Annotated in this window: 18 protein-coding genes and 2 tRNA genes; 15 read left to right on the top strand and 5 right to left on the bottom strand. The window is 42.7% G+C overall.

Features of this window, described 5'->3' with window-relative positions; genetic code table 11:
- Positions 1–279 precede the first annotated feature (279 nt).
- Both ACVBIK_RS13765 and ACVBIK_RS13760 read left to right on the top strand, forming a co-directional pair.
- Positions 280–1,791 carry a DUF1254 domain-containing protein gene (locus ACVBIK_RS13765; RefSeq protein WP_447169911.1) on the top strand — a complete coding sequence of 504 codons (1,512 nt, stop codon included), beginning with the start codon at positions 280–282 and terminating at the stop codon, positions 1,789–1,791.
- A 308-nt stretch (positions 1,792–2,099) separates the two neighbouring features.
- Positions 2,100–4,241, top strand: a complete 2,142-nt coding sequence (locus ACVBIK_RS13760; RefSeq protein WP_447162458.1) for a TonB-dependent receptor — start codon at positions 2,100–2,102, stop codon at positions 4,239–4,241.
- A gap of 164 nt (positions 4,242–4,405) precedes the next feature.
- Here ACVBIK_RS13760 and kch read toward each other — a convergent pair whose 3' ends face one another.
- The 3 genes from kch to purM all read right to left on the bottom strand — a co-directional run bounded on the left by kch (position 4,406) and on the right by purM (position 7,803).
- Positions 4,406–5,620 (bottom strand): voltage-gated potassium channel protein, encoded by a 1,215-nt coding sequence (gene kch, locus ACVBIK_RS13755; RefSeq protein WP_447162459.1) that lies wholly within the window; start codon positions 5,618–5,620, stop codon positions 4,406–4,408.
- Positions 5,621–6,118: 498 nt separating this feature from the next.
- Positions 6,119–6,763: a phosphoribosylglycinamide formyltransferase gene (gene purN, locus ACVBIK_RS13750; protein WP_447162618.1), complete on the bottom strand. Its 645-nt coding sequence runs from the start codon at positions 6,761–6,763 to the stop codon at positions 6,119–6,121.
- Complete coding sequence (gene purM, locus ACVBIK_RS13745; RefSeq protein WP_447162617.1) at positions 6,763–7,803, bottom strand: phosphoribosylformylglycinamidine cyclo-ligase; 1,041 nt, start codon at positions 7,801–7,803, stop codon at positions 6,763–6,765. Before purM ends, purN begins: the two co-directional genes overlap by 1 nt.
- A 220-nt stretch (positions 7,804–8,023) precedes the next feature.
- Between purM and upp the strand changes: the two genes are divergently transcribed.
- Positions 8,024–8,650: a uracil phosphoribosyltransferase gene (gene upp, locus ACVBIK_RS13740; protein ID WP_447162616.1), complete on the top strand. Its 627-nt coding sequence runs from the start codon at positions 8,024–8,026 to the stop codon at positions 8,648–8,650.
- Positions 8,651–8,777: 127 nt separating this feature from the next.
- Here the strand turns inward: upp and ACVBIK_RS13735 are convergent, their stop codons facing one another.
- Positions 8,778–10,097 (bottom strand): Na+/H+ antiporter family protein, encoded by a 1,320-nt coding sequence (locus ACVBIK_RS13735; protein WP_447163375.1) that lies wholly within the window; start codon positions 10,095–10,097, stop codon positions 8,778–8,780.
- 316 nt (positions 10,098–10,413) lie between these two features.
- On the opposite strand from ACVBIK_RS13735, the gene ACVBIK_RS13730 reads away from it, so the two are divergent.
- Positions 10,414–11,019, top strand: a complete 606-nt coding sequence (locus ACVBIK_RS13730; protein ID WP_012155800.1) for a peroxiredoxin — start codon at positions 10,414–10,416, stop codon at positions 11,017–11,019.
- 126 nt (positions 11,020–11,145) lie between these two features.
- Here ACVBIK_RS13730 and rnt read toward each other — a convergent pair whose 3' ends face one another.
- Complete coding sequence (rnt, locus tag ACVBIK_RS13725) at positions 11,146–11,826, bottom strand: ribonuclease T (protein WP_447163374.1); 681 nt, start codon at positions 11,824–11,826, stop codon at positions 11,146–11,148.
- 140 nt (positions 11,827–11,966) lie between these two features.
- Here rnt and ACVBIK_RS13720 point away from each other — a divergent pair, with 140 nt between their 5' ends.
- From ACVBIK_RS13720 to ACVBIK_RS13670, 11 genes are all read left to right on the top strand, one after another.
- Positions 11,967–12,836 carry a flagellar protein MotY gene (locus tag ACVBIK_RS13720; protein WP_447169910.1) on the top strand — a complete coding sequence of 290 codons (870 nt, stop codon included), beginning with the start codon at positions 11,967–11,969 and terminating at the stop codon, positions 12,834–12,836.
- Positions 12,837–13,515: 679 nt separating this feature from the next.
- The gene (locus ACVBIK_RS13715; protein ID WP_447163373.1) at positions 13,516–15,672 is read left to right on the top strand and encodes a prolyl oligopeptidase family serine peptidase; all 2,157 of its coding nucleotides are present in this window, start codon (positions 13,516–13,518) and stop codon (positions 15,670–15,672) included.
- A gap of 231 nt (positions 15,673–15,903) precedes the next feature.
- A complete protein-coding gene (ybgC, locus tag ACVBIK_RS13710; RefSeq protein WP_447162611.1) occupies positions 15,904–16,302 on the top strand; it encodes a tol-pal system-associated acyl-CoA thioesterase in 399 nt (132 codons plus the stop codon).
- On the top strand, positions 16,292–16,981 hold the full coding sequence (tolQ, locus tag ACVBIK_RS13705) for a protein TolQ (RefSeq protein ID WP_447162610.1): 690 nt from the start codon (positions 16,292–16,294) through the stop codon (positions 16,979–16,981). The genes ybgC and tolQ overlap by 11 nt, the downstream gene beginning before the upstream one ends.
- Complete coding sequence (tolR, locus tag ACVBIK_RS13700; RefSeq protein WP_447162609.1) at positions 16,981–17,418, top strand: protein TolR; 438 nt, start codon at positions 16,981–16,983, stop codon at positions 17,416–17,418. The genes tolQ and tolR overlap by 1 nt, the downstream gene beginning before the upstream one ends.
- A complete protein-coding gene (gene tolA, locus ACVBIK_RS13695) occupies positions 17,419–18,354 on the top strand; it encodes a cell envelope integrity protein TolA (RefSeq protein ID WP_447163372.1) in 936 nt (311 codons plus the stop codon).
- A gap of 9 nt (positions 18,355–18,363) precedes the next feature.
- Positions 18,364–19,686 carry a Tol-Pal system beta propeller repeat protein TolB gene (tolB, locus tag ACVBIK_RS13690; protein WP_447162607.1) on the top strand — a complete coding sequence of 441 codons (1,323 nt, stop codon included), beginning with the start codon at positions 18,364–18,366 and terminating at the stop codon, positions 19,684–19,686.
- Between the two features lie 24 nt (positions 19,687–19,710).
- On the top strand, positions 19,711–20,250 hold the full coding sequence (pal, locus tag ACVBIK_RS13685) for a peptidoglycan-associated lipoprotein Pal (protein WP_447162606.1): 540 nt from the start codon (positions 19,711–19,713) through the stop codon (positions 20,248–20,250).
- A 24-nt stretch (positions 20,251–20,274) separates the two neighbouring features.
- The gene (ybgF, locus tag ACVBIK_RS13680; protein WP_447162605.1) at positions 20,275–21,000 is read left to right on the top strand and encodes a tol-pal system protein YbgF; all 726 of its coding nucleotides are present in this window, start codon (positions 20,275–20,277) and stop codon (positions 20,998–21,000) included.
- 185 nt (positions 21,001–21,185) lie between these two features.
- Positions 21,186–21,261, top strand: a tRNA-Lys gene (locus ACVBIK_RS13675).
- 203 nt (positions 21,262–21,464) lie between these two features.
- Positions 21,465–21,522 (top strand) — tRNA-Lys (locus tag ACVBIK_RS13670).

Here is a 21,522-nt window from a genome sequence, read left to right as displayed (position 1 = left end):
AACTGAGCTTTATCTAATGCTAAATGGAGTTGAAAAACAATGCTTTTACCAAACTTTTAGTGAGCTTTGTAGGGTTTCACTGATTTATTGCGATTATATGCTTTGGTTTATTTGGCAGTAGCCGAAGAGCTTATGTCAGTAACGCACTGACATAAAAGAAACTAATGCTGCTTATGTTGACCAAATCTTGAACACATATTAGGCTGGTAGGTAAAGGAATATGATGACGTATAAATAAGGAAGCCAATGAAAGCGAGTAATATATTCAGGTCAGTCAAGGTGGCAGTGTCTATAGCGTTACTGCTAGGGGGGTCAACCCGTTTAGCTGCAGCAGAAACACCGACTCCGGGCTATAACCACAAGATCCCCCAAAGCATTATGACGCCTAACAAGGTCGAAACGAGCATAGGTACTTTAGAGTTTCATGATGGTGCACCGACAGTGGAAACTAGCCGTAAAGTCTATGATAATCTTAATACCATTCGCGCGACGGAAACATTTTTAAATGCGATCCCGATGGCTTCTCTAGAAGCGTTAAGAATTGGTCATATGGATCTTGGAATAACGCAATCTAATCAAGTATTACTGTTTAATAAGTTGATGGACTCAAACTCGCTTTTCTTAACGGGTAATACTGACACCGTTTATGCCTCTGCGTTTTTAGATCTTGAGCGCGATGGGCCGACTGTGGTGGAGGTTCCCGCAGGAATGGGGCCAACAACGGTCAATGACGCTTTTTTTAGGTACGTTACGGATATGGGGATTGTAGGTCCTGACAAAGGCAAAGGGGGAAAATACCTTATTTTACCACCAGGCTATAAAGGTGACGTGCCAAAGGGGTATTTTGTATCTGAGTCAAAGAGTTATACCAACTGGTTTATTGCGCGAGGCTTTCTAAAAGACGGCAAGACGGACTCTGCTGTTGAGTCATTTGAGCAGTACCTTAAAATTTATCCACTTGCTAAGAAAAACCAACCTCCAAAAATGGTTTTTAAATCAGGTAGTGGCCTGGTATTTAATACCATTCATGCTAACACTTTTCACTTTTTTAAAGAGATCCATCCTGTTTTAGAAAAGGAGCCAGTCTCGTTTATAGAGCCACAGCTACGAGGGTTGATGGCCAGTATTGGTATACAAAAAGGCAAGCCTTTTGCACCTGATGATCACATGACTGCGCTACTCACTGATGGTGTCGCCATCGGTAATGCAACAGCAAGAGCTTTGATGTTCCAGCCAAGGGATGAGGCAACTTATATTTACCCTAATAGACTTTGGAAAACTGCTTTTATTGGCGGTGATTATCGCTGGTTAATTGATGATGGAGAGGGGGGGCGTAATCTTGATGCGCGTACTTATTTCTTCTATATGGCGACAGTGAATACGCCTGCAATGGCATTAAAGTTGATTGGTAAAGGCTCACAATATGCCATGTTAGATAAGTCAAAAGATGCTGCATATTTACACGGCAGTAAGACTTATAAGTTAACCATTCCCGCGAATGTACCCGCGAAAAACTTCTGGTCGGTGGTGGCATACGATACTCAAACCCGCTCAGAATTACAGACTGGACAGCCATTTCCTAGTCGGAATAATCAGCGTGATAATTTAAAACAAAATGCAGATGGTTCGGTTGATATTTATTTTGCGCCAGAGGCTCCCAAAGGCCAAGAGAACAATTGGATCCAGACTGTACCGAATAAAGGTTGGTTTATCTTATTGCGCCTCTATGGCCCGCTGGAACCTTGGTTTGATAAAAGTTGGCAGCCTGGTGATATTGTTGAAGTTAAGTAACAGTATCAAAAAGGTTTTATAGACTCAATCAACGAGTAAGTAGCATATCAGCGTTGGGTAATCCCCCTAACGCGATATGTTACTTTTCAATATCGCCCCCAGCATAAAAGCGATTTGCTGCAGTTCATAGTTCATAGTTCATAGTTCATAGTTCATAGTTCATAGTCTAAAGTTATCGAAATAACATCTCACCTCATCTTTAGTTAGTTTTGGACCAGCCTGATACCTTTGTAAATATTGTGTAAGTTCGTTGTCATCTGTAATTAAATGTTAATAGTATTCATTCGCATTTAATTATGGAGAGACATGTGAAATTAAGTATTTTAGGGTTAGCAGTATTGAGTACTTTGGCAGCCACTTCGGTTTGGGCTGAGCAGAGTAAAGAGGGATCAAATCAATCTGAGGATATGGAGCATATTGTTGTAACCGCATCACCATTTGCACAAAAGTTAAGTGATACACCTAATTCTGTTTTTATTGTCACAGAGCAAGAGTTGGACATGCAGCGTGTTGTTGCGCGTAACCTGTCTGAAATGATCTCAAACCTCGTCCCAGGTTTTTCACCAAGCACAGAAACAATGTCGACTTTCGGCCAGAACTTTCGCGGGGGTAAAGCGATAGTGATGATTGACGGGGTGCTGATTTCAACGACATTGCGTGCAGGTGGTCGAGATCTACAATCAATTTCGGTTGACGTTATTGAAAGCATTGAGGTGATAAAAGGCGCAAGTGCCATGTACGGTAACGGTGAGGCTGGCGCGATAATCAATGTGATCACCAAAAAACCTACTTTGAATTTTGAGATGCAAACTCGTGTTGGGGTGGAGGCTTTTGCTGATGAATTATCTGATGCAGGTTATAGCATTTCACAACGCTTTTCGGGCACAACAGATTCAGATCTGGGCTACTTACTTAACCTATCAGGTAAAGATCGCGGTAATCTGTATGATGCTGATGGGGATCAATTACCCGGCGCACCTAATAGCCAAGGCGGCATGGGGGATGCAGATGAATATGATCTGTTATTTAAGCTTGAGCAAGAATTCGATTCAAGCCGTTTAGCCTTGTTGGCACATCATTATAATATCGAAAATAAGCTGCATTATAAACGCAGTGTAAATGATGAAAATGGCCTAGTAGAGATTGATAAAAGTGGCCCATATAGCGGTGCGAACCCAAAAACTAAACTTAGCACAGTGCAACTCACCTATGAGCATGATGATTTTCTAGATCAACAACTCAGTCTCTCTACTTATTACAGTAAGGTGAATGTTGGCTATGAATCCGCGTCTGAAATAGTGTCTAAGCGCAGTGGCTTTAAAGCGGCGATGCAGTGGACAATTAACGACAGAAGTCGTTTGGCCTACGGTATTGAATATGGCCGTGACAATACGGAGCAGGGCAGAGACCGTGATGTGATGACAGAGACCAATGTCGAAGGTAGTGTACTAATGCAATCACAATATGTTTGTTCCATTTGTGATTTAACCGAGACAAAACTAAGCCCATTTGCTCAGTACTGGCAGCAATTAACTGATGATGTCACCTTGCAGCTTGGTTTGCGTTACGAAAACTTTGAAATTGAAGTGCCAGATTATCAGCGTTACAAAAAAGGTGTGTTGTCAGATAAACAGGGCGACACCTTAACTTATGACAAGCCTCTGATTAATCTCGGTCTAGTCTATAGTATTGCCGATAGCACCGATATTTTTGCTAGTTTCTCGCAAGGTTATTCTCATGCCGATATGCGTATGCTTAGAGACATGCCGGTAGACAGTGTGGCCGAGTTTTCAGATGAAATTCCAGCAACGCAAACTAACTACTATGAAACCGGTTTACGTTATGACAGTGAACGCGTGCAAGGAAGTTTGTCATTTTTCTATTCAGATATAAAAGATGGATATGCGTATGATTATAATGTCGATGCACTAGCCGTTAAGCGAGTCGCGGCGGTGATTGTTGCCGATGAAAAAATTTGGGGCTTTGAAGCGACACTCGATCACCAAATTAACCAAGCAATTAAGCTTGGTACTACAGTGTCCATGTCTGAAGGTAAACGTACCAATAGTGAAACGGGCATTGATTACTGGATGAATGGCACCAGAATTACACCGATTAAGGCCTCGATTTATGGGGATTACCGTTTCAACGATATGGCATCAATGCGTTTACAGGCCAATTATGTCGGCGATAGGAACAAAAACAACCAAGAAAGTGATGCGGGATACAGTTACTACGAATCACCATACGAGGGATATACCTTGGTTGATTTTATTTCAACTCTTGATACTGACTTTGGGCGCTTTACCTTCGGTATTGATAACTTGCTCAATACCGACTACCAGCCGTTGGTTTCACAAATGAACAAAGAGGTTGTTTGGCAGCAGTACCGAAGTCAGTTTTCAGGTTACGGACGCCGCTTGGCGCTGGAGTACAGTATCAATTACTAAACGCTTGCTAAAGGTTATAAATGAGGTAAAGCCTAGCCCCCAGGATAGCACCCCAAGTTGAGCCTCTACTTGGGGTTTTTTAGTTATATGCTGTATTGATAACACAAAATAGTGAGGCTGAAACCTACAGTGGCGAGTCACAAACCTTACTGCTTAGCACAGTGCTATAAATCATTCTTAGAGGGTATACCGTGTGCAGAATTGAGTAACAGTTCTGCCAAATCATTATTATCCATCGCTTCACCATTTAGCATTCGCGCTAGTACTTCACTACCAAATAGTTGTGGTGACAGTAATACGTCTGGTTGAACTCTTTGAATTTTAGTTAGATTCTTACTGTCATTGACTATGATGACTGTTTTAGCTTTGGCGCTTAAGTCTTTCGCCGATAAAACGATAAAGGCATTGTCGGCATCATTATCCGTTAGGGCCAAAATGGCACGACATTGTTCTAACCCAGCTTGTTTAAGCACGGCTGTATCGCTGCTATCTCCAGAGATAATATCAAACTTACCTTCTAGGCTTTGCTCAATTATTTCAAACTCATCACTGGGTCTTACAGTGATAATGGTGACCGCCAAGCCTCGCTGATGCAGCTTAATAATGGTATTGGTCGCCATGGCGGAAGTGCCACATACAATAAAGTGATCCTCTCTTTTCATGGTGTGTTTTTTCCCTTGTATAAGTTTGTTTAAACCATTGCTAATGAAAGGGCCAAAAATCGTACTCACTGACGTTGCAAATACGGCAATCCCGGCAATAATCATCGAAATAGTAAAGAGTCGTGCGGTTTCCGTTACGGGTAAGATATCGCCATAACCTACAGTGGTCATGGTTACCATAGCAAAATAAAATGCCGTACTTAAGTCTGTTATTTTGGGCGAAAATCCATCACCAAAATACAAGCTACCGTAAGTCGAATAGATGATCAAAATGACAAAACTAATGACAGAGACAATACCTGCGGCGGTTGCACTACTGCGATTAAAATCCCGACTCAAGAGCAATAATAAGATTATGCTGAAGCAACAAAAAGCAATATTGAATTGGAGGTGAGAGTAGTAATGTAAAGTGAAAACTAAGGTTGTTAGTAGCAGTACAAGGCTCATTACCCAGGCGACGCGCGCGCGAAATAATAAACCAATAGAATTTAGCAGTAAAAACACCCCAAGCATAAACCAAGGTGCGTTAGTGAGTACTGTAAAGTTAATATCTGCAAGGTGTGAGATCTGCTGCGGGTTAAAGAGCTGATCTGACATGCCGTAAACAGTGCTAAATATTAACAAGCTATTAAGCAGTACAGTGATTGCACTGAGCTTATAACGCTGATGCTGCCATATCAGCAGACTTTTATGACGCCACTCATTGAATGTTATCAAAACGAACTCAGCCTAGGTTGTCTATATGATAGTGGTTTAATGTGTAAGCTATATGTAGGTGTAACATATAATTTTAACGAAATAACTTTGTGTAACGATTATAGATTAAATATCTGAATTTGTAGGTTTAGTTGCCTACCTTTATTGAGCGAACCAGAGTAACAGATGTTTGCGTCGTTTAAAATGGAACTGAAAAATTTTAGTGCGGCTAGTTCACGAGACAGAAAAGCTAGCAAGGCGGGTGAGTCAGATACCAATTCTATGATATTTGAGGGCATGTTGATGAACATATACATATTTGATTTAAGGTCGATGTAACCGAGGTGTGGAATGAGTTGGTGTAAAGGTGCTTGCAAAAGTCTCACTATCACTCTAGAGCGTGCTCGATATAGTGAGGGCATTAATAAGTTTGAGAAAAAACATTCTAAGACAAGACACAGTTAATAAAAAAGGCACCTCTCGGTACCTTTTTCTACGACGTTCAATTATCGATACTGACTAGTCGGCAGCGTAGCCGTTGATAGCTAATGTTTGACCATCAAGTTGCGCTGAGCCATCGACCATTGCGAGTCGGTTTTGACTGAACCATTTAACCACTAACGGGTAAATGGCATGCTCTTGTTCATGAACACGTTCAGCTAAAGTATCTGCTGTGTCGTCTTCGTAAACAGGCACTTTAGCTTGTAAGATCACAGGGCCAGCATCAAGCTCTGGCGTCACAAAGTGTACGCTAGCGCCGTGCTCTGAATCTTTAGCATCAATCGCACGTTGATGAGTGTGTAAACCTGTATATTTAGGCAGGAGAGAAGGGTGGATGTTAACCATCTTGCCTTCAAAACGCTGAACGAATTCATCACTTAAAATACGCATAAAGCCAGCCAACACGATGAGGTCGGGTTGGTACTTTTCAATCGCATTTAGTAGCCTTGCGTCATACTCTTGTCTTGTTTCGCCTGTGTGAGCTATCACGCAGCTGGTATCAATCTCATTTTGATGGGCGCGAACCAATCCATAGGCGTCGGGCTTATTACTGATCACACCAATCACGTCGGCTTGCAGATTATCATCACAGCCATCAATAATAGCTTGTAAATTACTGCCATTACCTGAAACTAATACTAAAACGCGACAACTCTGGGGCATTACAGGATCTCCACTTGCTCTTCTTCGCCGTTACGCTTGGCAATGTTTCCGATTAACCATGCGTTCTCGCCTTCTGCTTTTAGCAAATCTAAGGCTGAATCGACTTTATCTGCTGGTAGGGCGATAACCATACCAACGCCGCAGTTGAAGGTGCGGTACATTTCAAATTCAGAAATGTTGCCGTTTTCCATCAACCAGTTAAATACAACAGGCCACTGCCAAGAGTCGCTGTTAACCACTGCTTTACAGTCATCAGGCAATACGCGTGGGATATTTTCCCAGAATCCACCACCTGTAATGTGCGACATTGCATGAACATCATGTTGTTCAAGCAATTTAAGCAGTGATTTTACATAAATTTTAGTCGGCTCTAATAAATGGTCTATTAGTGGCTTACCAGCAAGTTCAAGTTCTGGATCAGCCTTGCTCACTTCTAATACCTTACGGATTAGTGAGAAACCATTTGAATGAGGACCGCTTGAAGCTAGCGCGATAAGAGCGTCACCGTCTTGCACCTTAGTGCCATCGATGATCTCTTCTTTCTCTACAACGCCAACGCAGAATCCTGCTAGGTCGTAGTCATCGCCTTCATACATGCCTGGCATTTCAGCAGTTTCACCGCCGATAAGTGCACAGCCTGATTGGACACAGCCTTCTGCAATACCTTTAACTACTGCTGTAGCAACTTCAACATCAAGTTTGCCCGTTGCATAGTAGTCAAGGAAAAACAGTGGCTCTGCACCTGAAACGATAAGATCGTTTGAACACATGGCGACTAAGTCGATACCGACGTTATCGTGCTTTTTAAAGTCGATAGCAAGACGTAACTTAGTGCCAACACCATCAGTACCAGAAACCAGTACTGGATGCTTATACTTAGTTGGTAGCTCACAAAGTGCACCAAAACCACCTAGATTGCCCATAACTTCTGGACGGCGGGTACGTTTTACTGCTGACTTGATGTTGTTAACTAGTGCATTTCCGGCATCAATATCAACGCCTGCATCTTTATAGCTTAGTGGGGTAGTAGGAGTGCTCACGGAGATCCTCTCGGGTACGGGTATCGATTATTATTGGATTTTACGCGGCGCTATTCTATCAGCTTGTGAGTAGCGTCGAAAGGTAAGTTTTTCAATTAACTTAGCGACAGAGGTCACGATTTACCGCCTTTTTGAAACTTTAAGTTTTCCTATATGAACAAATCTACTAGAATCGATAAAATTTACCGTGACAAATACGTTAGAAAATCAGGAGAACAAGATGAAAGTCGTTGAAGTTAAGCACCCTTTAGTCCGTCATAAAATTGGATTAATGCGCGAAGGTGATATTAGCACTAAGCGTTTTCGCGAATTAGCGGCAGAAGTAGGCAGTCTACTAACATATGAAGCAACGGCTGATTTTGAAACTGAAAAAGTAACGATTGATGGTTGGAATGGTCCAGTTGAAATTGATCAGATTAAAGGTAAGAAGGTTACTGTAGTACCTATTTTACGTGCTGGTCTTGGTATGATGGATGGCGTTCTTGAGCACGTACCAAGTGCACGTATTTCTGTTGTGGGTATTTACCGTGACGAAGAGACACTAGAGCCTGTGCCGTACTTTGAAAAGCTAGCTAGCGACATGCCTTCACGTATTGCGCTTGTTGTTGATCCAATGCTTGCAACTGGTGGCTCGATGATTTCAACAATCGACCTACTAAAAGAGCGCGGCTGTACAGCGATTAAAGCATTAGTTCTTGTTGCTGCGCCTGAAGGTATTGCAGCGCTTGAGAAAGCACATCCAGATATTGAGCTTTATACTGCCTCTATCGATGATTGCCTAAACGAGCAAGGTTATATCTTGCCAGGTCTTGGTGATGCGGGTGATAAGATTTTTGGTACTAAATAAGTATTAATATCGTCACCAGTTAAGATGGTCTGAGTATCACCTAACTAAATCAGCGAACAATAAAAAGGAGCCGAATGGCTCCTTTTTTGTTTTTATCTTTTACTGAGTGCTAAAGTTTTCGTTGAAATTACAGCACCATTGCCGCTACCCAGCCAAACACTAACAATGGAATGTTGTAATGAATAAAGGTTGGAATAACGCTGTCTTTCATATGGTCATGCTGACCATCGGCATTAAGACCTGCTGTTGGGCCTAAGGTTGACTCCGATGCTGGTGAGCCTGCATCACCAAGAGCAGCCGCTGTACCCACAAGGGCAATCGTTGCCTCAATAGAGAAACCAAAACTCATCGCTAAAGGCACATAGATAGCGGCAATAATAGGAATGGTTGAAAACGATGAACCAATTCCCATTGTAATAAGCAAACCAACCAGTAGCATTAGGAATGCAGCTAAGGCTTTATTATCACCAATCGCCGTATTCATAATCTCAACTAAACTAGCAACATCACCAGTCCCCTTAATCACAGCGGCAAAACCAGCAGCAGATATCATGATAAAGCCAATGTTGGCCATCATGCGTACGCCTTGATTGAAGATATCTTGATCTGCGACATGCTTAAGTGCACCAGAAAAACTAAACACGATAAAGCCGACCAAGGCACCAAAAATCATCGAACCTGTATATAGCTGCACAACTAAGGTTGATACAACAGCAATCACAGCAATCACTATATTGCGTTTATTTAGACCCTCTTCTGGTTCAGCAGCTAGAATTTGCTCTTCTTGATATTCGCGAGGCTTACGGTAGCTTATAAAGACGGCTACCAATAAACCAAACACCATTCCGAGTGCAGGAATAATCATGGCAGGAGCCACTTGCTCTCTCACCGCCAGCAGGTTATTGCTATTTAAGTTTGTGAGCAAAATATCGTAGAGAAAGATGCCGCCAAAGCCAACAGGTAATACCATGTAGGTTGTCACTAAACCGAAGGTGAGCACACAGGCTACTAAACGACGGTCCATTTTTAACTTAGACATTACATGCAGTAACGGCGGGATTAAAATAGGAATAAACGCGATGTGGATCGGCAAAATGTTCTGCGAGGCGATAGCCATCGATAGAATCGTTAATAGTAACACCCAACGAACTCGGTTGTTGTTGGTACTATTTTGCTCTTTGCCTAATAAACTAATGACCTTATTTGAAATTAACGTTGTAAGACCTGAATGCGACAAGGCAACGGCAAAAGCACCGAGCAGAGCATAGCTTAAGGCTATTTGTGCGCCTCCACCAAGACCAGTATTAAAAGCTGCGACCGTTTGATGAAGATCCATGCCCCCAACAAGTCCTGCAACGAGTGCTGAGATTGTGAGTGCAATGACGATATTAACTCTAGCTAAGCTGAGGCCTAACATTAGGCATACAGCGATGACAACAGCATTCATAATATGATTAATCTATTTCTTATATTTGAAGTTGCGTCCATTTTTGCCTGTTAACACGCATTATGTCCAGTATCTATGCCGGATATCTTGAATTCAAACGTAGTTGTGAATTAGCTGTAGCTTAATATGCAAACAAAGTGTGAATATCAGCGTTAAATATAAGGTTAAGATGACCGGATAGTACCGAGTTAACGGAATAATCATTTAAAAAAGTGATATTGCTCTCAAATAGCTTGTCTGCAGCAAAACACTGCCTATAATGCCTTTAGATTTAAAACGAAAAGCGTTTTTAGCAATCCATAGATGGAGAAATAAAATGAGCGTATTAGTCGGCCGTCCGGCCCCTGATTTTACTGCTGCTGCAGTACTAGGTAATGGTGAAATTGTTGATACCTTTAACCTATCTGAAGCAATTAAAGGAAAGACTGCCGTAGTATTCTTCTACCCACTAGATTTCACTTTCGTGTGCCCATCAGAGCTAATTGCTTTTGATCACCGCATGGATGAATTCAAGAAGCGTGGCGTTGAAGTAATCGGTGTTTCAATCGATTCTCAGTTCACTCACAACGCATGGCGTAACACGCCAGTAGACAAGGGTGGTATTGGCCAAGTTCAATACACGCTAGTTGCTGACGTTAAGCATGAGATCTGTAAAGCATACGATGTTGAGCATCCAGAAGCGGGTGTTGCATTCCGTGGTTCTTTCCTTATCGACAAAGAAGGTCAAGTTCGCCACCAAGTGGTTAACGATCTACCACTAGGTCGTAACGTTGATGAAATGATCCGTATGGTTGATGCACTTCACTTCCACGAAGAGCACGGTGACGTGTGTCCAGCGGGTTGGGAAAAGGGTGACAAAGGTATGGACGCAAGCCCTGCGGGCGTAGCTTCTTACCTAACAGACAATGCTGATTCACTATAACTTATAACGTTAATTTATAACGAAATTGTAAGTTGTTAAAGCATAAAAAAAGCTGTGATTATCGCAGCTTTTTTTATTTTATCAGAACCATGTTGAGTGGTACTCAGCGCTTCGTATAATGAAACCTTAAGGCTCAACTGTTTCCTGAGGTTCGGCTTCTACTTCTGTTTCATCAGCTATAAAAGGCCAACCACCCAAAGATTTCCAGCGGTTTACGATTAAGCAAAATAGTTCTGCAGTGCGCTCTGTATCATATAAAGCCGAGTGAGCTTCACGATTATCGAAAGCTATCCCTGCCATAGTGCAGGCTTTTGCTAGTACAGTGTGACCAATCGCTAACCCCGCAAGAGCTGCTGTATCAAACGTGGCAAATGGATGAAACGGAGTGCGTTTAAGCGCATTTCGCTCAATTGCTTGGGTTACAAACCCATGGTCGAAGGCTGCATTGTGAGCAACAATAATACTGCGATGGCAACCCGCAGCTTTTTGTGCTTTTTTAACTTCTTTAAAGATCTCTAAGAATGCTTCTTTTTCACTGACCGCACCACGCAGTGGGTTAGTTGGATCAATACCGGTAAATGCTAATGCCTCAGGCTCAAGGTTTGACCCTTCGAATGGCTCAATATTAAAATGTAATGTCTTATCAAGACTGAGAACACCTTCATCGTCCATCTTTAGCATACTGACTGCGATTTCTAATAGCGCATCAGTTTTTGCGTTAAAACCTGCGGTTTCAACATCAATGACCACTGGGAAATACCCTCGAAAGCGGTTTTTCAATAAATTAGGGTCGAAAGCGTCTGTCATTAAAATTTCCCAAAAATGTGCAAGTGGCTATTATGCTGCAAGTGAGGATCACTGTCATGTTCGTTTGCTTGTTTTATAGGCTAAAGAAAGATAAATCTTTGCCGATAGAGAATAGTGATACGAATTTAGAGAGTTAATTTATGCGGCTTTGGGTAATTTTGACATCATTATTGTTACTCCCTTTTTCTGCCAATGCAGATTTAAGGCAATATGTGGCTTCTTTAGAAGAGTCGCAGTGGCGTCTGAGCGGCAATAATCCGGTGATGTGTCGTCTTGAACACGATATCCCCTCTTATGGCAAAGCAGTATTTACCAGTTACGCTGGCAAAGATCATAACTTAAATTTCAGCCTCGATATGTGGGTTAAACCAGAACAAGTGACTCAGGCTAAATTAGTGAGTATGGCGCCAGCTTGGCGTCCTGGCGTATTGTCGAAAGAGATCACTGAGCTAACCTATCAAAAATACTTCAGTGGTGAAGTACCGCGCAATGCTGCTTGGTCAATGCTGGCCGAACTTGAAAGTGGCATGCAGCCGACATTTTACTATGCCGATTGGTATAACGAGTCAAACAAAATAGCGGTAGGACTATCAGCGGTGAATTTTAGACGTCAGTACTCAGAGTTTAAGTCGTGCTTATCTTCTTTATTACCTTATTCATTTGAAGATATTGCATTTACGGTATTAACCTATGAGTCAGGTGGCACCGAACTCACTCGTTATGCCAAGTCACAGATAGCTAGAGTGCAAGAGTATTTAGCTTATGATAAGAATGTAGACTTAGTACTGATTGATGCTTATACCGATAGTTATGGCGGACGCAGTGCTAACCAAAACGTGTCTGAGCAGCGTGCCGATTCTGTGAAAGAGTTGTTTGTCGCTAGCGGCATTCGACAAAGCCGGATCCATACAATGGGGCATGGTGAAAGAAGGCATGTAGCGTCGAATCAAACGATAGATGAACGTTCTCGCAATCGCCGGGTTGTGATTAGAATAAGTAAACCGCTATAACGTCATTGACGTTGGACAATAGCCTAGCTTAATTGCTGGGCTTTTTTATGGACAATATTTGAGGAACAAGGTTGTTTGCGCCAAATTTTGCATAAAAAAAAGCCCGCTTACATGTAAGCGGGCCGCAAAAATAAATCATTGCAATCAACAAATTGAAGGAAGGAAGTCAAGCATAAGAACCAGGGATATAACTTCCGTGGATAACCACCAAAGTTTAAGAGTTCTTTGTTTCCGAATCTGCTAGGCAGACACTTCCTGGAAACGAGACGAATTATAGAGCCAGATATGTAGAGTGACAAACTAGAATAATTAGAGTTACTCATTAGTTTTGCTAATGCTGGTGGTGTGTGCGATTGCTGCTAAAAGGTACGTATAGCAGCAATACTGAGTGATTGGTCACAATTTTCTGTCAGTTTCGCATGATATTTAATTCATCAATGTTGCTAAATTATTAACAATGGAATTGTTCGTGAGCGGTCAATAATGGTTAAACAAACTTTGCGATGTATTTTTTTAGTTTGTATAGTGCGCAGAGAAAAGGGCGTTAAGTAAAAAGATAAAGTCAGACTTTCTAATTAATCAGTCTATTAAAAATAGGCTAATTAAAAGCGAAGTAAAGAAAGCATAACGACAACAACAAAGTCTCATTTTAAAAGAGTCAGTTAATCAGGGATACAAAATGCGAATTCATTCAATTTTAACTAAAAAGCATTTGTTGGCTATAGGTTTAGGGATAGCCATCGTCGGTTGCCAGTCACAACCTACACCAGACAATACAGCTAGTGCCAATACTGCAAACCAAGACAGTGTTGTAGAAACGATCCATGGCGTTCAAGTTGCCGATCCTTATCGGTACTTAGAGGTTGAGTCTGACAGAACCACAAAGTGGGTGAGCGAGCAGCAACAAGCAGGTAAAGAATACCTAGCAAATATTGAAAATAAGCAAGCGATTGTAGATCGTATCACTGAGCTTTGGAATTATGAGAAAATTTCAGCGCCATTCGAAAAAGGCAGTAATACTTTTTATTACCGCAATGATGGATTACAGGCGCAGTCAGTGCTGTATGTCACTGATGCGAATGGTAAGTCTAAGGTTGCGCTCGATCCTAACGCTTTTTCTGACGACGGTACTATTGCATTGTCAGGCGTATCGGTAAGCGATGACGGTAAAACATTAGCCTACGGGGTATCTAAGTCAGGTTCTGATTGGCAGGCATGGCACTTTGTTGATGTTGCCACTGGAAAGAAGCTTACAGATGAGCTTGATTGGATAAAGTTCTCTAGTGCGGTGTGGGATCACGATAACACTGGAGTTTATTATGCACGCTATGATGCGCCTGCGGGCGGTAATGCACTGGCTGATGTGAATTTTAATCAGAAAGTGTACTTTCATAAAATTGGTACGCCGCAAAGTGAAGATACGCTAGTTTACGAAAGACCGCAGAATAAAGATTGGGGTTTTGGTATCGAAGTCTCTGAAAACGGCGATTACCTACTACTGTATATCTCACAAGGTACAGATAGCCGAAATCGCTTTTTCTATAAGTCACTGAAAGAACCTCAAGCGGAAGTTATTGAGCTTATTCCTGACTTAGAGGCTGAATATAGCTTTATCGGTAACGATAAGTCAGTGTTCTATTTCAAAACTGATTACAACGCTCCGAACGGTAAAGTGATTGCCATTGATGTGAATAATAGCGCTAAAGATAATTGGAAGACGATTATTCCTGAACTTAGCGACCCGATTAGCAACATCGCGATTATTAATGACCATATGGTGGTGAGTTACCTGCACGACGTGTTGGGCAAACTGACTATTTACAGCATGAATGGTGATAAGCGCCAAGATGTTATGCTACCGGGTAAAGGTAAAATCGCAGGCCCTTACGGCAAGCGTAGTAAAGATTACTTCTACTATGTTTTCAATAGTTACACCCAGCCTCAAACAACCTACAAGTTTGATTTTAACACTGGGGAGTCAACTGTTTACTCTAAGCCTCAAGTTTCTTTTAACCCGAGTGACTATACCTCTGAGCAGGTTTTTTACACCAGCAAAGACGGTACTAAAGTGCCGATGATGATCTCTTATAAGAACGGGTTGAAAAAAGATGGCCAAAACCCAACTCTGCTGTATGCCTATGGTGGGTTTGCTATCTCGTTGACGCCGCGCTTTAGTCCGGCCAATATTGCATGGATGGATATGGGCGGGGTTTATGCTGTGCCAAACTTGCGAGGTGGGGCAGAATACGGCGAAAGTTGGCACCAGGCGGGTATGTTCGATAAAAAGCAAAACGTATTTGATGACTACTACGCCGCTGCTGAGTACTTGATTGATCAAGATTATACTAATTCTTCTAAGCTAGGCGCTTATGGTCGCAGTAATGGAGGCTTATTGATGGGCGCAACCCTAACGCAGCGCCCAGAGCTATTTGCTGCTGTACTGCCAGCTGTCGGCGTTCTCGATATGCTGCGTTTCCAAAAATTCACCATTGGGTGGGCGTGGACCAGTGAATACGGAAGTGCTGATAATGCTGATCAGTTCCCGGCACTTTATGCTTATTCTCCATATCACAATCTTAAAGAGCAAGCTTATCCAGCCACTATGGTAATGACCGCCGATCATGACGATCGCGTAGTGCCACTTCATAGCTTTAAGTTTGGTGCCTTAATGCAGGACAAGCAGCAAGGCGATGCGCCAGTGATTATGCGCATTGAATCAAAGGCGGGTCATGGCGCAGGTAAACCGACCTCGATGAAGATTGATGAGTTCGCCGATATCTATAGTTTCCTTTGGCATAACTTTGGCCTTCAGGTTCCGGCGCAGATAGGCAAATAAGTCTTTTTATTGTCATTAAAAAGGAAGCTTCGGCTTCCTTTTTTTATTGGGTCACGCTTTGCTGCCTGTTCCGTGTACAGCCGGCTTGGGCGCTTATGCAACAATCGTTTAAGATGATTAACAAAATTTTATGAAGAAGCGCATCGCATATCACATATGGCGATTCACAATTGCATACTGGCTAGGTATAGTAGGCCTCTATTTTATCTCATTGATTGGCGATTATCGTTTATGTTTCGTTGGCCTATTTCGGTTTACTATGAAGATACTGACGCTGGTGGTGTTGTTTACCATTCAAATTACCTAAAGTTTTTTGAACGCGCCCGCACCGAATGGTTACGTGCGATGGGAGTGAAACAAACCGCTTTATTAGAAGATGACATTGCGTTTATCGTTAAACGTGCAGCATTAGATTTTTGTAAAGCCGCGCGTTTTGAACAGAACCTTATTGTAGAAACCAAGGTCATACAACTTAAGAAAGTCTCAATGGTATTTGAGCAACGCTTAATAGACGAGCAAGGTGAAGTATACTGCGAAGCAGAAATCTTAGTCGCTTGTATCGCGCTATCACGAATGAGACCTCGAGCTATTCCCCAAAATATTGCGCAGGAGTTTAAAGTTGGAAGCTGATATTTCTTTTATTGGATTATTTTTACAAGCAAGTCTACTGGTTAAATTTGTTATGTTGACTTTGCTTAGTCTCTCTATCGCCTCGTGGGCGGTCATTATTCAGCGCCGTAAATTACTTACCGCTGCCAAAAACAATGCGCTGAAGTTTGAAGATAAATTTTGGTCAGGTGTCGATCTCAACAAGCTTTATCAAGAGTTATCAGCAAGGCAAGACAGCAATACCGGTCTTGAAACATTGTTTGTTACCGGCTTTAAAGAATATGCTCGTTTAAATAAATTAAATGGTCGAGTGCCCGAAGCTGTGATGGATGGTAGCTACCGTGCGATGCGCGTGTCATTGTCACGAGAATTGGAAAAGCTTGAAACTCACTTACCTTTACTTGCAACCATAGGTTCAACGAGTCCTTATATCGGTCTGTTTGGTACCGTTTGGGGGATCATGAACTCCTTTATCGCACTGGGCGCAGTAGAAAATGCGACGCTTGCTATGGTGGCCCCAGGTATTGCAGAGGCCTTGATTGCTACTGCAATGGGTCTTTTTGCTGCGATTCCAGCCGTTATCGCTTATAACCGCTTCTCGACACAAGTTGAAAAGATTGAAATGTCTTATGCCAACTTTATGGAAGAATTCTCAAGTATTTTGCATCGCCAAGCATACAGTGAGAAGGAACAGGCATAATGCATCAAGGCTACCAAAGGAAGCGCCGTCGCCCTGTTGCTGAAATTAACGTGGTGCCTTATATCGATGTGATGTTGGTACTGTTGATCATCTTTATGGTTACCGCACCAATTGTTACCCAGGGGGTGAAAGTTGATTTACCTCAAGGGCAAGCCGAGTCTCTACCTGCAGACAGTAAACCGCCTGTGGTCGCATCCATTGATGCGATGGGCGAGTATTATTTAGATGTGGGCAGTTCTAGTACTAAAGAGGCGCTAGATTTGGATGAAGTCGCAGTGCGTGTTGGTGCGATTATTCAGCTAGAACCTGAGCGCCCCGTTGTTGTGAAAGCTGATCGTTCAATTCCTTATGAGAAAGTCATTCAATTAATGGTGACGCTACAAGGCGCAGGTGTGCCGTCAGTGGGTTTAATGACAGATTCGCCGGAGGATAAATAAGTGGCGGCAAAATCAGATTTAACCCTTCCAGTTGCTATTTCAGCTGGAATTCATATTGGCGTGATAATTATTCTCATTTTAGGCGTGGATTTTTCAGAAAAGCCTAAAGTGCAGCCTCAAGCGAGTGCGCCGGCGGTTCAGGCTGTGGTTATCGACCAGAAAAGGGTCGCTGAGCATGTTGAGAAGCTAAAAGCTGAAAAGCGTGAGGCCGAGCGTAAAGAAAAGGCGCGCCAAGATGAAGCCGATAGACGTGTGCGTGAAGCACGCAAAGAGCGTGAACGCGAGCAGGCACAAATTAAGCGACTTGAGCAAGAACGTAAGCAAAAAGAGATTGAAACTAAAAATGCAGCTGATGCGGCAAAAGCGGCACAGTTAAAGCAAAAGCAAGAGAATGAACGCGCAGCTAAAGCTGAAGCTGATCGCAAGCAAAAAGAAGCTGAGCGTAAAGCCTCTGAGGAAGCCGCAAAAAAAGCAGCGGATAAACGCAAAGCTGAAGAGGCCGCGGCTAAAAAAGCTGAGGATGAGCGCAAACGTAAAGCTGAAGCCGAGCGTAAGCGCAAAGCGGAAGAACAAGCTAGGCGCGAGCAAGAGCAAATGATGCAAGAAGCATTGGCTGCCGAGCAAGCGGCACTTTCTCAGACTCGTAATAAGCAAGTCATGACTGAGGTGCAGCGTTATACCTCGATGATTAAAGCAACTATTCAGCGCAATTTAGTGGTTGATGAGTCGATGCGAGGAAAGAGTTGCCGAGTCTTCATTCGCTTAGCAAATGATGGTTTTGTTACTGCAAGCCAAACACTCGATGGCGATAGCGTTGTTTGCCGCGCTGCAAAAGCCGCGATTAATAAAGCAGGCAGGTTGCCAGTATCGAATGAGCCTGACGTGTATAACAAGCTAAAAGAAATTAATTTAACAGTTCAACCTGAGTTCAATTAAAGGATCCATATGAAAAATTTGGGAAAATGGTTGCTGACAAGCTTGCTGATCTGCAGCATGCCTGTAAAGGCTGCATTAGATATTGTCATCACCGAAGGCGTTGATGTTGCGAGACCTATCGCCGTCATACCCTTTGTATGGCAGGGCACAGGTCCTATGCCATCACAGATCTCTGATGTTGTGATGTCTGACTTAGCTCGAAGTGGTACTTTCAGCCCAGCCGATGAGCTGAGCTTGCCGCAGCGTGGCATTAGTACTTTGGCACAATTTAATGTGTCAGCCTGGATGGCTCAACCTGCTGAAGCGGTTGTTATGGGGTCGATAAAGCCTTATGGCGCTGATAAGTACTTAGTGAGCTTTGAGTTAATTGACTTAGTAAAAGCGCAGCTTCAGTCAGATTCTATCTCTAAGCAGGATTTAGTGATTGATAGTCGTGAAACCATTATTACAGCGGCGCAGTTCCGTCAATATGGCCACCGAATTAGTGACGTTGTTTATGAAAAACTTACCGGTATTCGTGGTGCATTCTTAACTCGTATCGCCTATGTCGTTGTTAATCACGGAGAGAAGTCACCCTATAAGTTGATGATTAGTGACTATGACGGGTATAACGAACAGATGCTACTGCGCTCTCCAGAACCATTAATGTCACCTTCTTGGTCTCCAGATGGTCAACGTCTTGCGTATGTTAGCTTTGAAAACCGTAAAGCAGAGATCTATGTACAAAACATTTATACTCAGCAGCGGACTAAGGTGACCAGCTTTGATGGTATTAATGGCGCGCCCGTTTTTTCACCTGATGGTAAAAAATTAGCGGTTACGCTTTCAAAAGATGGTCAACCTGAAGTCTATGTGGTAGATATCGCCACTAAAGCCATTAAGCGTATTACTAACCATTATGCGATTGACACTGAGCCATCTTGGTTCCCTGATGGTAAGTCATTACTTATCACCTCTGAGCGAGGCGGTCGTCCTCAGCTATATCGTGTATTCTTAGACTCAGGTAAGATTTCCCGTTTGACCTTCGAAGGCGAGTGGAATCTTGGTGGTTCAATTTCACCTGATGGACGTAGCATTATTTTTGTTAATCGCACCAATGGTAAGTTCAATATTGCCCGTATGGATCTAGAAACTCGCTTTATGCAAGTGTTAACCAGCACGCGATTAGATGAATCACCAAGCGTGGCGCCAAATGGCACCATGGTTATTTACGGAACAACCTACCAAGGTAAGCAGGTATTAGCTGCGGTTTCTATGGACGGACGTTTTAAAGCAAGACTGCCAGTTGGGCAGGGTGAAGTTAAATCACCATCTTGGTCACCATTTCTCTAACTAAAAAGATTAAGGATTTAAAAAATGGATCTGAATAAGCTATTTAAAGCCATGTTAGTCGTACTTCCTATTATGGCTATCAGCGCGTGTAGCTCGACTTCTGAGTCTGAAACAGATGCAACGAGTTCAACAGAGTCATCTTCATCGAGTGAATATGCAAACAATGGTGTAGAAACTGGTGGTGTAGCGCCAGTATTGACTCCTGCAGAGCAGCAACGCCTTAAGTATCAAGAGTTGAGAAAAGAACACATTATCTATTTTGATTTTGACCGTAGTTCAGTTTCTCAGCAGTTTGCGGAAGTGTTAGAGGCTCACGGTGACTACTTGGTTGAACACCCAAATGTTCGAGTGATGATTGAAGGTCATGCAGATGAGCGCGGAACACCAGAATATAACATCGCACTTGGTGAGCGCCGAGCGAAAGCCGTTGCTAAGTACTTACAAGGCATGGGTGTACAACCTAGCCAAATGAGTATTGTAAGTTATGGTGAAGAGAAGCCAATGGATTTCACTCGTAGCGATGAAGGTTTTGCTAAAAACCGTCGCGCTGTGCTTGTTTATTAATATTACAGGCAAAAGGCTTACCCTATGAAACACGCCGTTTTATCAGCGGCAATATTCCTTGTAGTAGGTTCTGCATATGCAGCGCCTGCTCCTGTTGAGGATATTGCTGGTGGCTCTACAGATGATAGAGTAGCTCGTTTAGAACGAGTCATCAAAGCTAAGCAACAAAGCGAATTTCAAATGCAGCAGCGTTTAGAAACTTTGCAGCAGGAAGTATTGGATCTACGAGGTTTGAGTGAACAGCAGTCTTATCAAATAGAACAGATGCTACAAAGGCAGCGTCAGTTATATGAAGATATTGCTAATCTTTCTTCAAAACCCGCCGTGCCAGTTGCCGTTAATACTCCCAACTCTGCATCAACCGTTTCTTCAAGCCTTGGTGAAACAGCGAGCTATGAGCAAGCTGTAAACTTGGTATTGAAAGATAAAAAGTATGAGGCCGCTATTCCGGCTTTCGCTCAATTTATTGAAAGTTACCCAAATTCGAGCTATGCGCCTAATGCAAATTACTGGTTAGGGCAGCTTCTCTATAATAAGAGTGAGTTTGCTGGCGCTGCTAAAGCATTTACGACGGTTGTTGAAAAATACAAAGATTCGGGTAAGCGTGGCGAAAGTTTAGTCAAGCTTGGCATGATTGCAGAGAAAACTGGCGATAAGGCTAAAGCAAAGGCTTACTATCAAAAAGTTACTCAGGAATATGCTAATAGCGCAGCTGCAAGAATTGCTGTGCAGCAACTTTCATCACTTTGATGCTGATTTATTCAGAAAACAATCTCTTAGATTGTTTTTCATGCAAACAGGGTGAAATGGTAAAATTGCACTTGCATGCGAAGATGAAAAAGGTATTATAGGCGCCCTCAGAGCGACACAGTCGTTTGAGGGCATCTTTACCGAGTAAGTAAGTTATTCAAGCTAAGATGTTAGTTATACCAAGGGGGCTGTTAGCTCAGTCGGTAGAGCAGTTGGCTTTTAACCAATTGGTCGAAGGTTCGAATCCTTCACAGCCCACCACTTTTCTACAAGTGATTAAACAAGTAGAGGTAAGTTAGTGAGATATTAGCTCAGTCGATGCTTTTTAATAAGAGTACCGTTGGCTTTACTCTTAACTACCACATTGGTCGAAGGTTCGAATCCTTCACAGCCCACCACTTTTCTGAAAGTGGATTTGCTATAAAGCAGATGAATTCAGAGGCGAAATACCCAAGGGGGCTGTTAGCTCAGTCGGTAGAGCAGTTGGCTTTTAACCAATTGGTCGAAGGTTCGAATCCTTCA

This window comes from Shewanella sp. 125m-1, from assembly GCF_052977065.1.
This window is presented reverse-complemented; position numbering and strand designations above follow the sequence as displayed.

Bases quoted from the DNA above. Each gene is read 5' to 3' on its own strand.
- pal (WP_447162606.1), top strand. From the start codon at position 19,711: ATGGATCTGAATAAGCTATTTAAAGCCATGTTAGTCGTACTTCCTATT.
- tolR (WP_447162609.1), top strand. From the start codon at position 16,981: ATGCATCAAGGCTACCAAAGGAAGCGCCGTCGCCCTGTTGCTGAAATT.
- ybgC (WP_447162611.1), top strand. From the start codon at position 15,904: ATGTTTCGTTGGCCTATTTCGGTTTACTATGAAGATACTGACGCTGGT.
- upp (WP_447162616.1), top strand. From the start codon at position 8,024: ATGAAAGTCGTTGAAGTTAAGCACCCTTTAGTCCGTCATAAAATTGGA.
- purN (WP_447162618.1), bottom strand. From the start codon at position 6,763: ATGCCCCAGAGTTGTCGCGTTTTAGTATTAGTTTCAGGTAATGGCAGT.
- ACVBIK_RS13720 (WP_447169910.1), top strand. From the start codon at position 11,967: ATGCGGCTTTGGGTAATTTTGACATCATTATTGTTACTCCCTTTTTCT.
- ACVBIK_RS13735 (WP_447163375.1), bottom strand. From the start codon at position 10,097: ATGAATGCTGTTGTCATCGCTGTATGCCTAATGTTAGGCCTCAGCTTA.
- ybgF (WP_447162605.1), top strand. From the start codon at position 20,275: ATGAAACACGCCGTTTTATCAGCGGCAATATTCCTTGTAGTAGGTTCT.
- ACVBIK_RS13730 (WP_012155800.1), top strand. From the start codon at position 10,414: ATGAGCGTATTAGTCGGCCGTCCGGCCCCTGATTTTACTGCTGCTGCA.
- rnt (WP_447163374.1), bottom strand. From the start codon at position 11,826: ATGACAGACGCTTTCGACCCTAATTTATTGAAAAACCGCTTTCGAGGG.
- ACVBIK_RS13715 (WP_447163373.1), top strand. From the start codon at position 13,516: ATGCGAATTCATTCAATTTTAACTAAAAAGCATTTGTTGGCTATAGGT.
- tolB (WP_447162607.1), top strand. From the start codon at position 18,364: ATGAAAAATTTGGGAAAATGGTTGCTGACAAGCTTGCTGATCTGCAGC.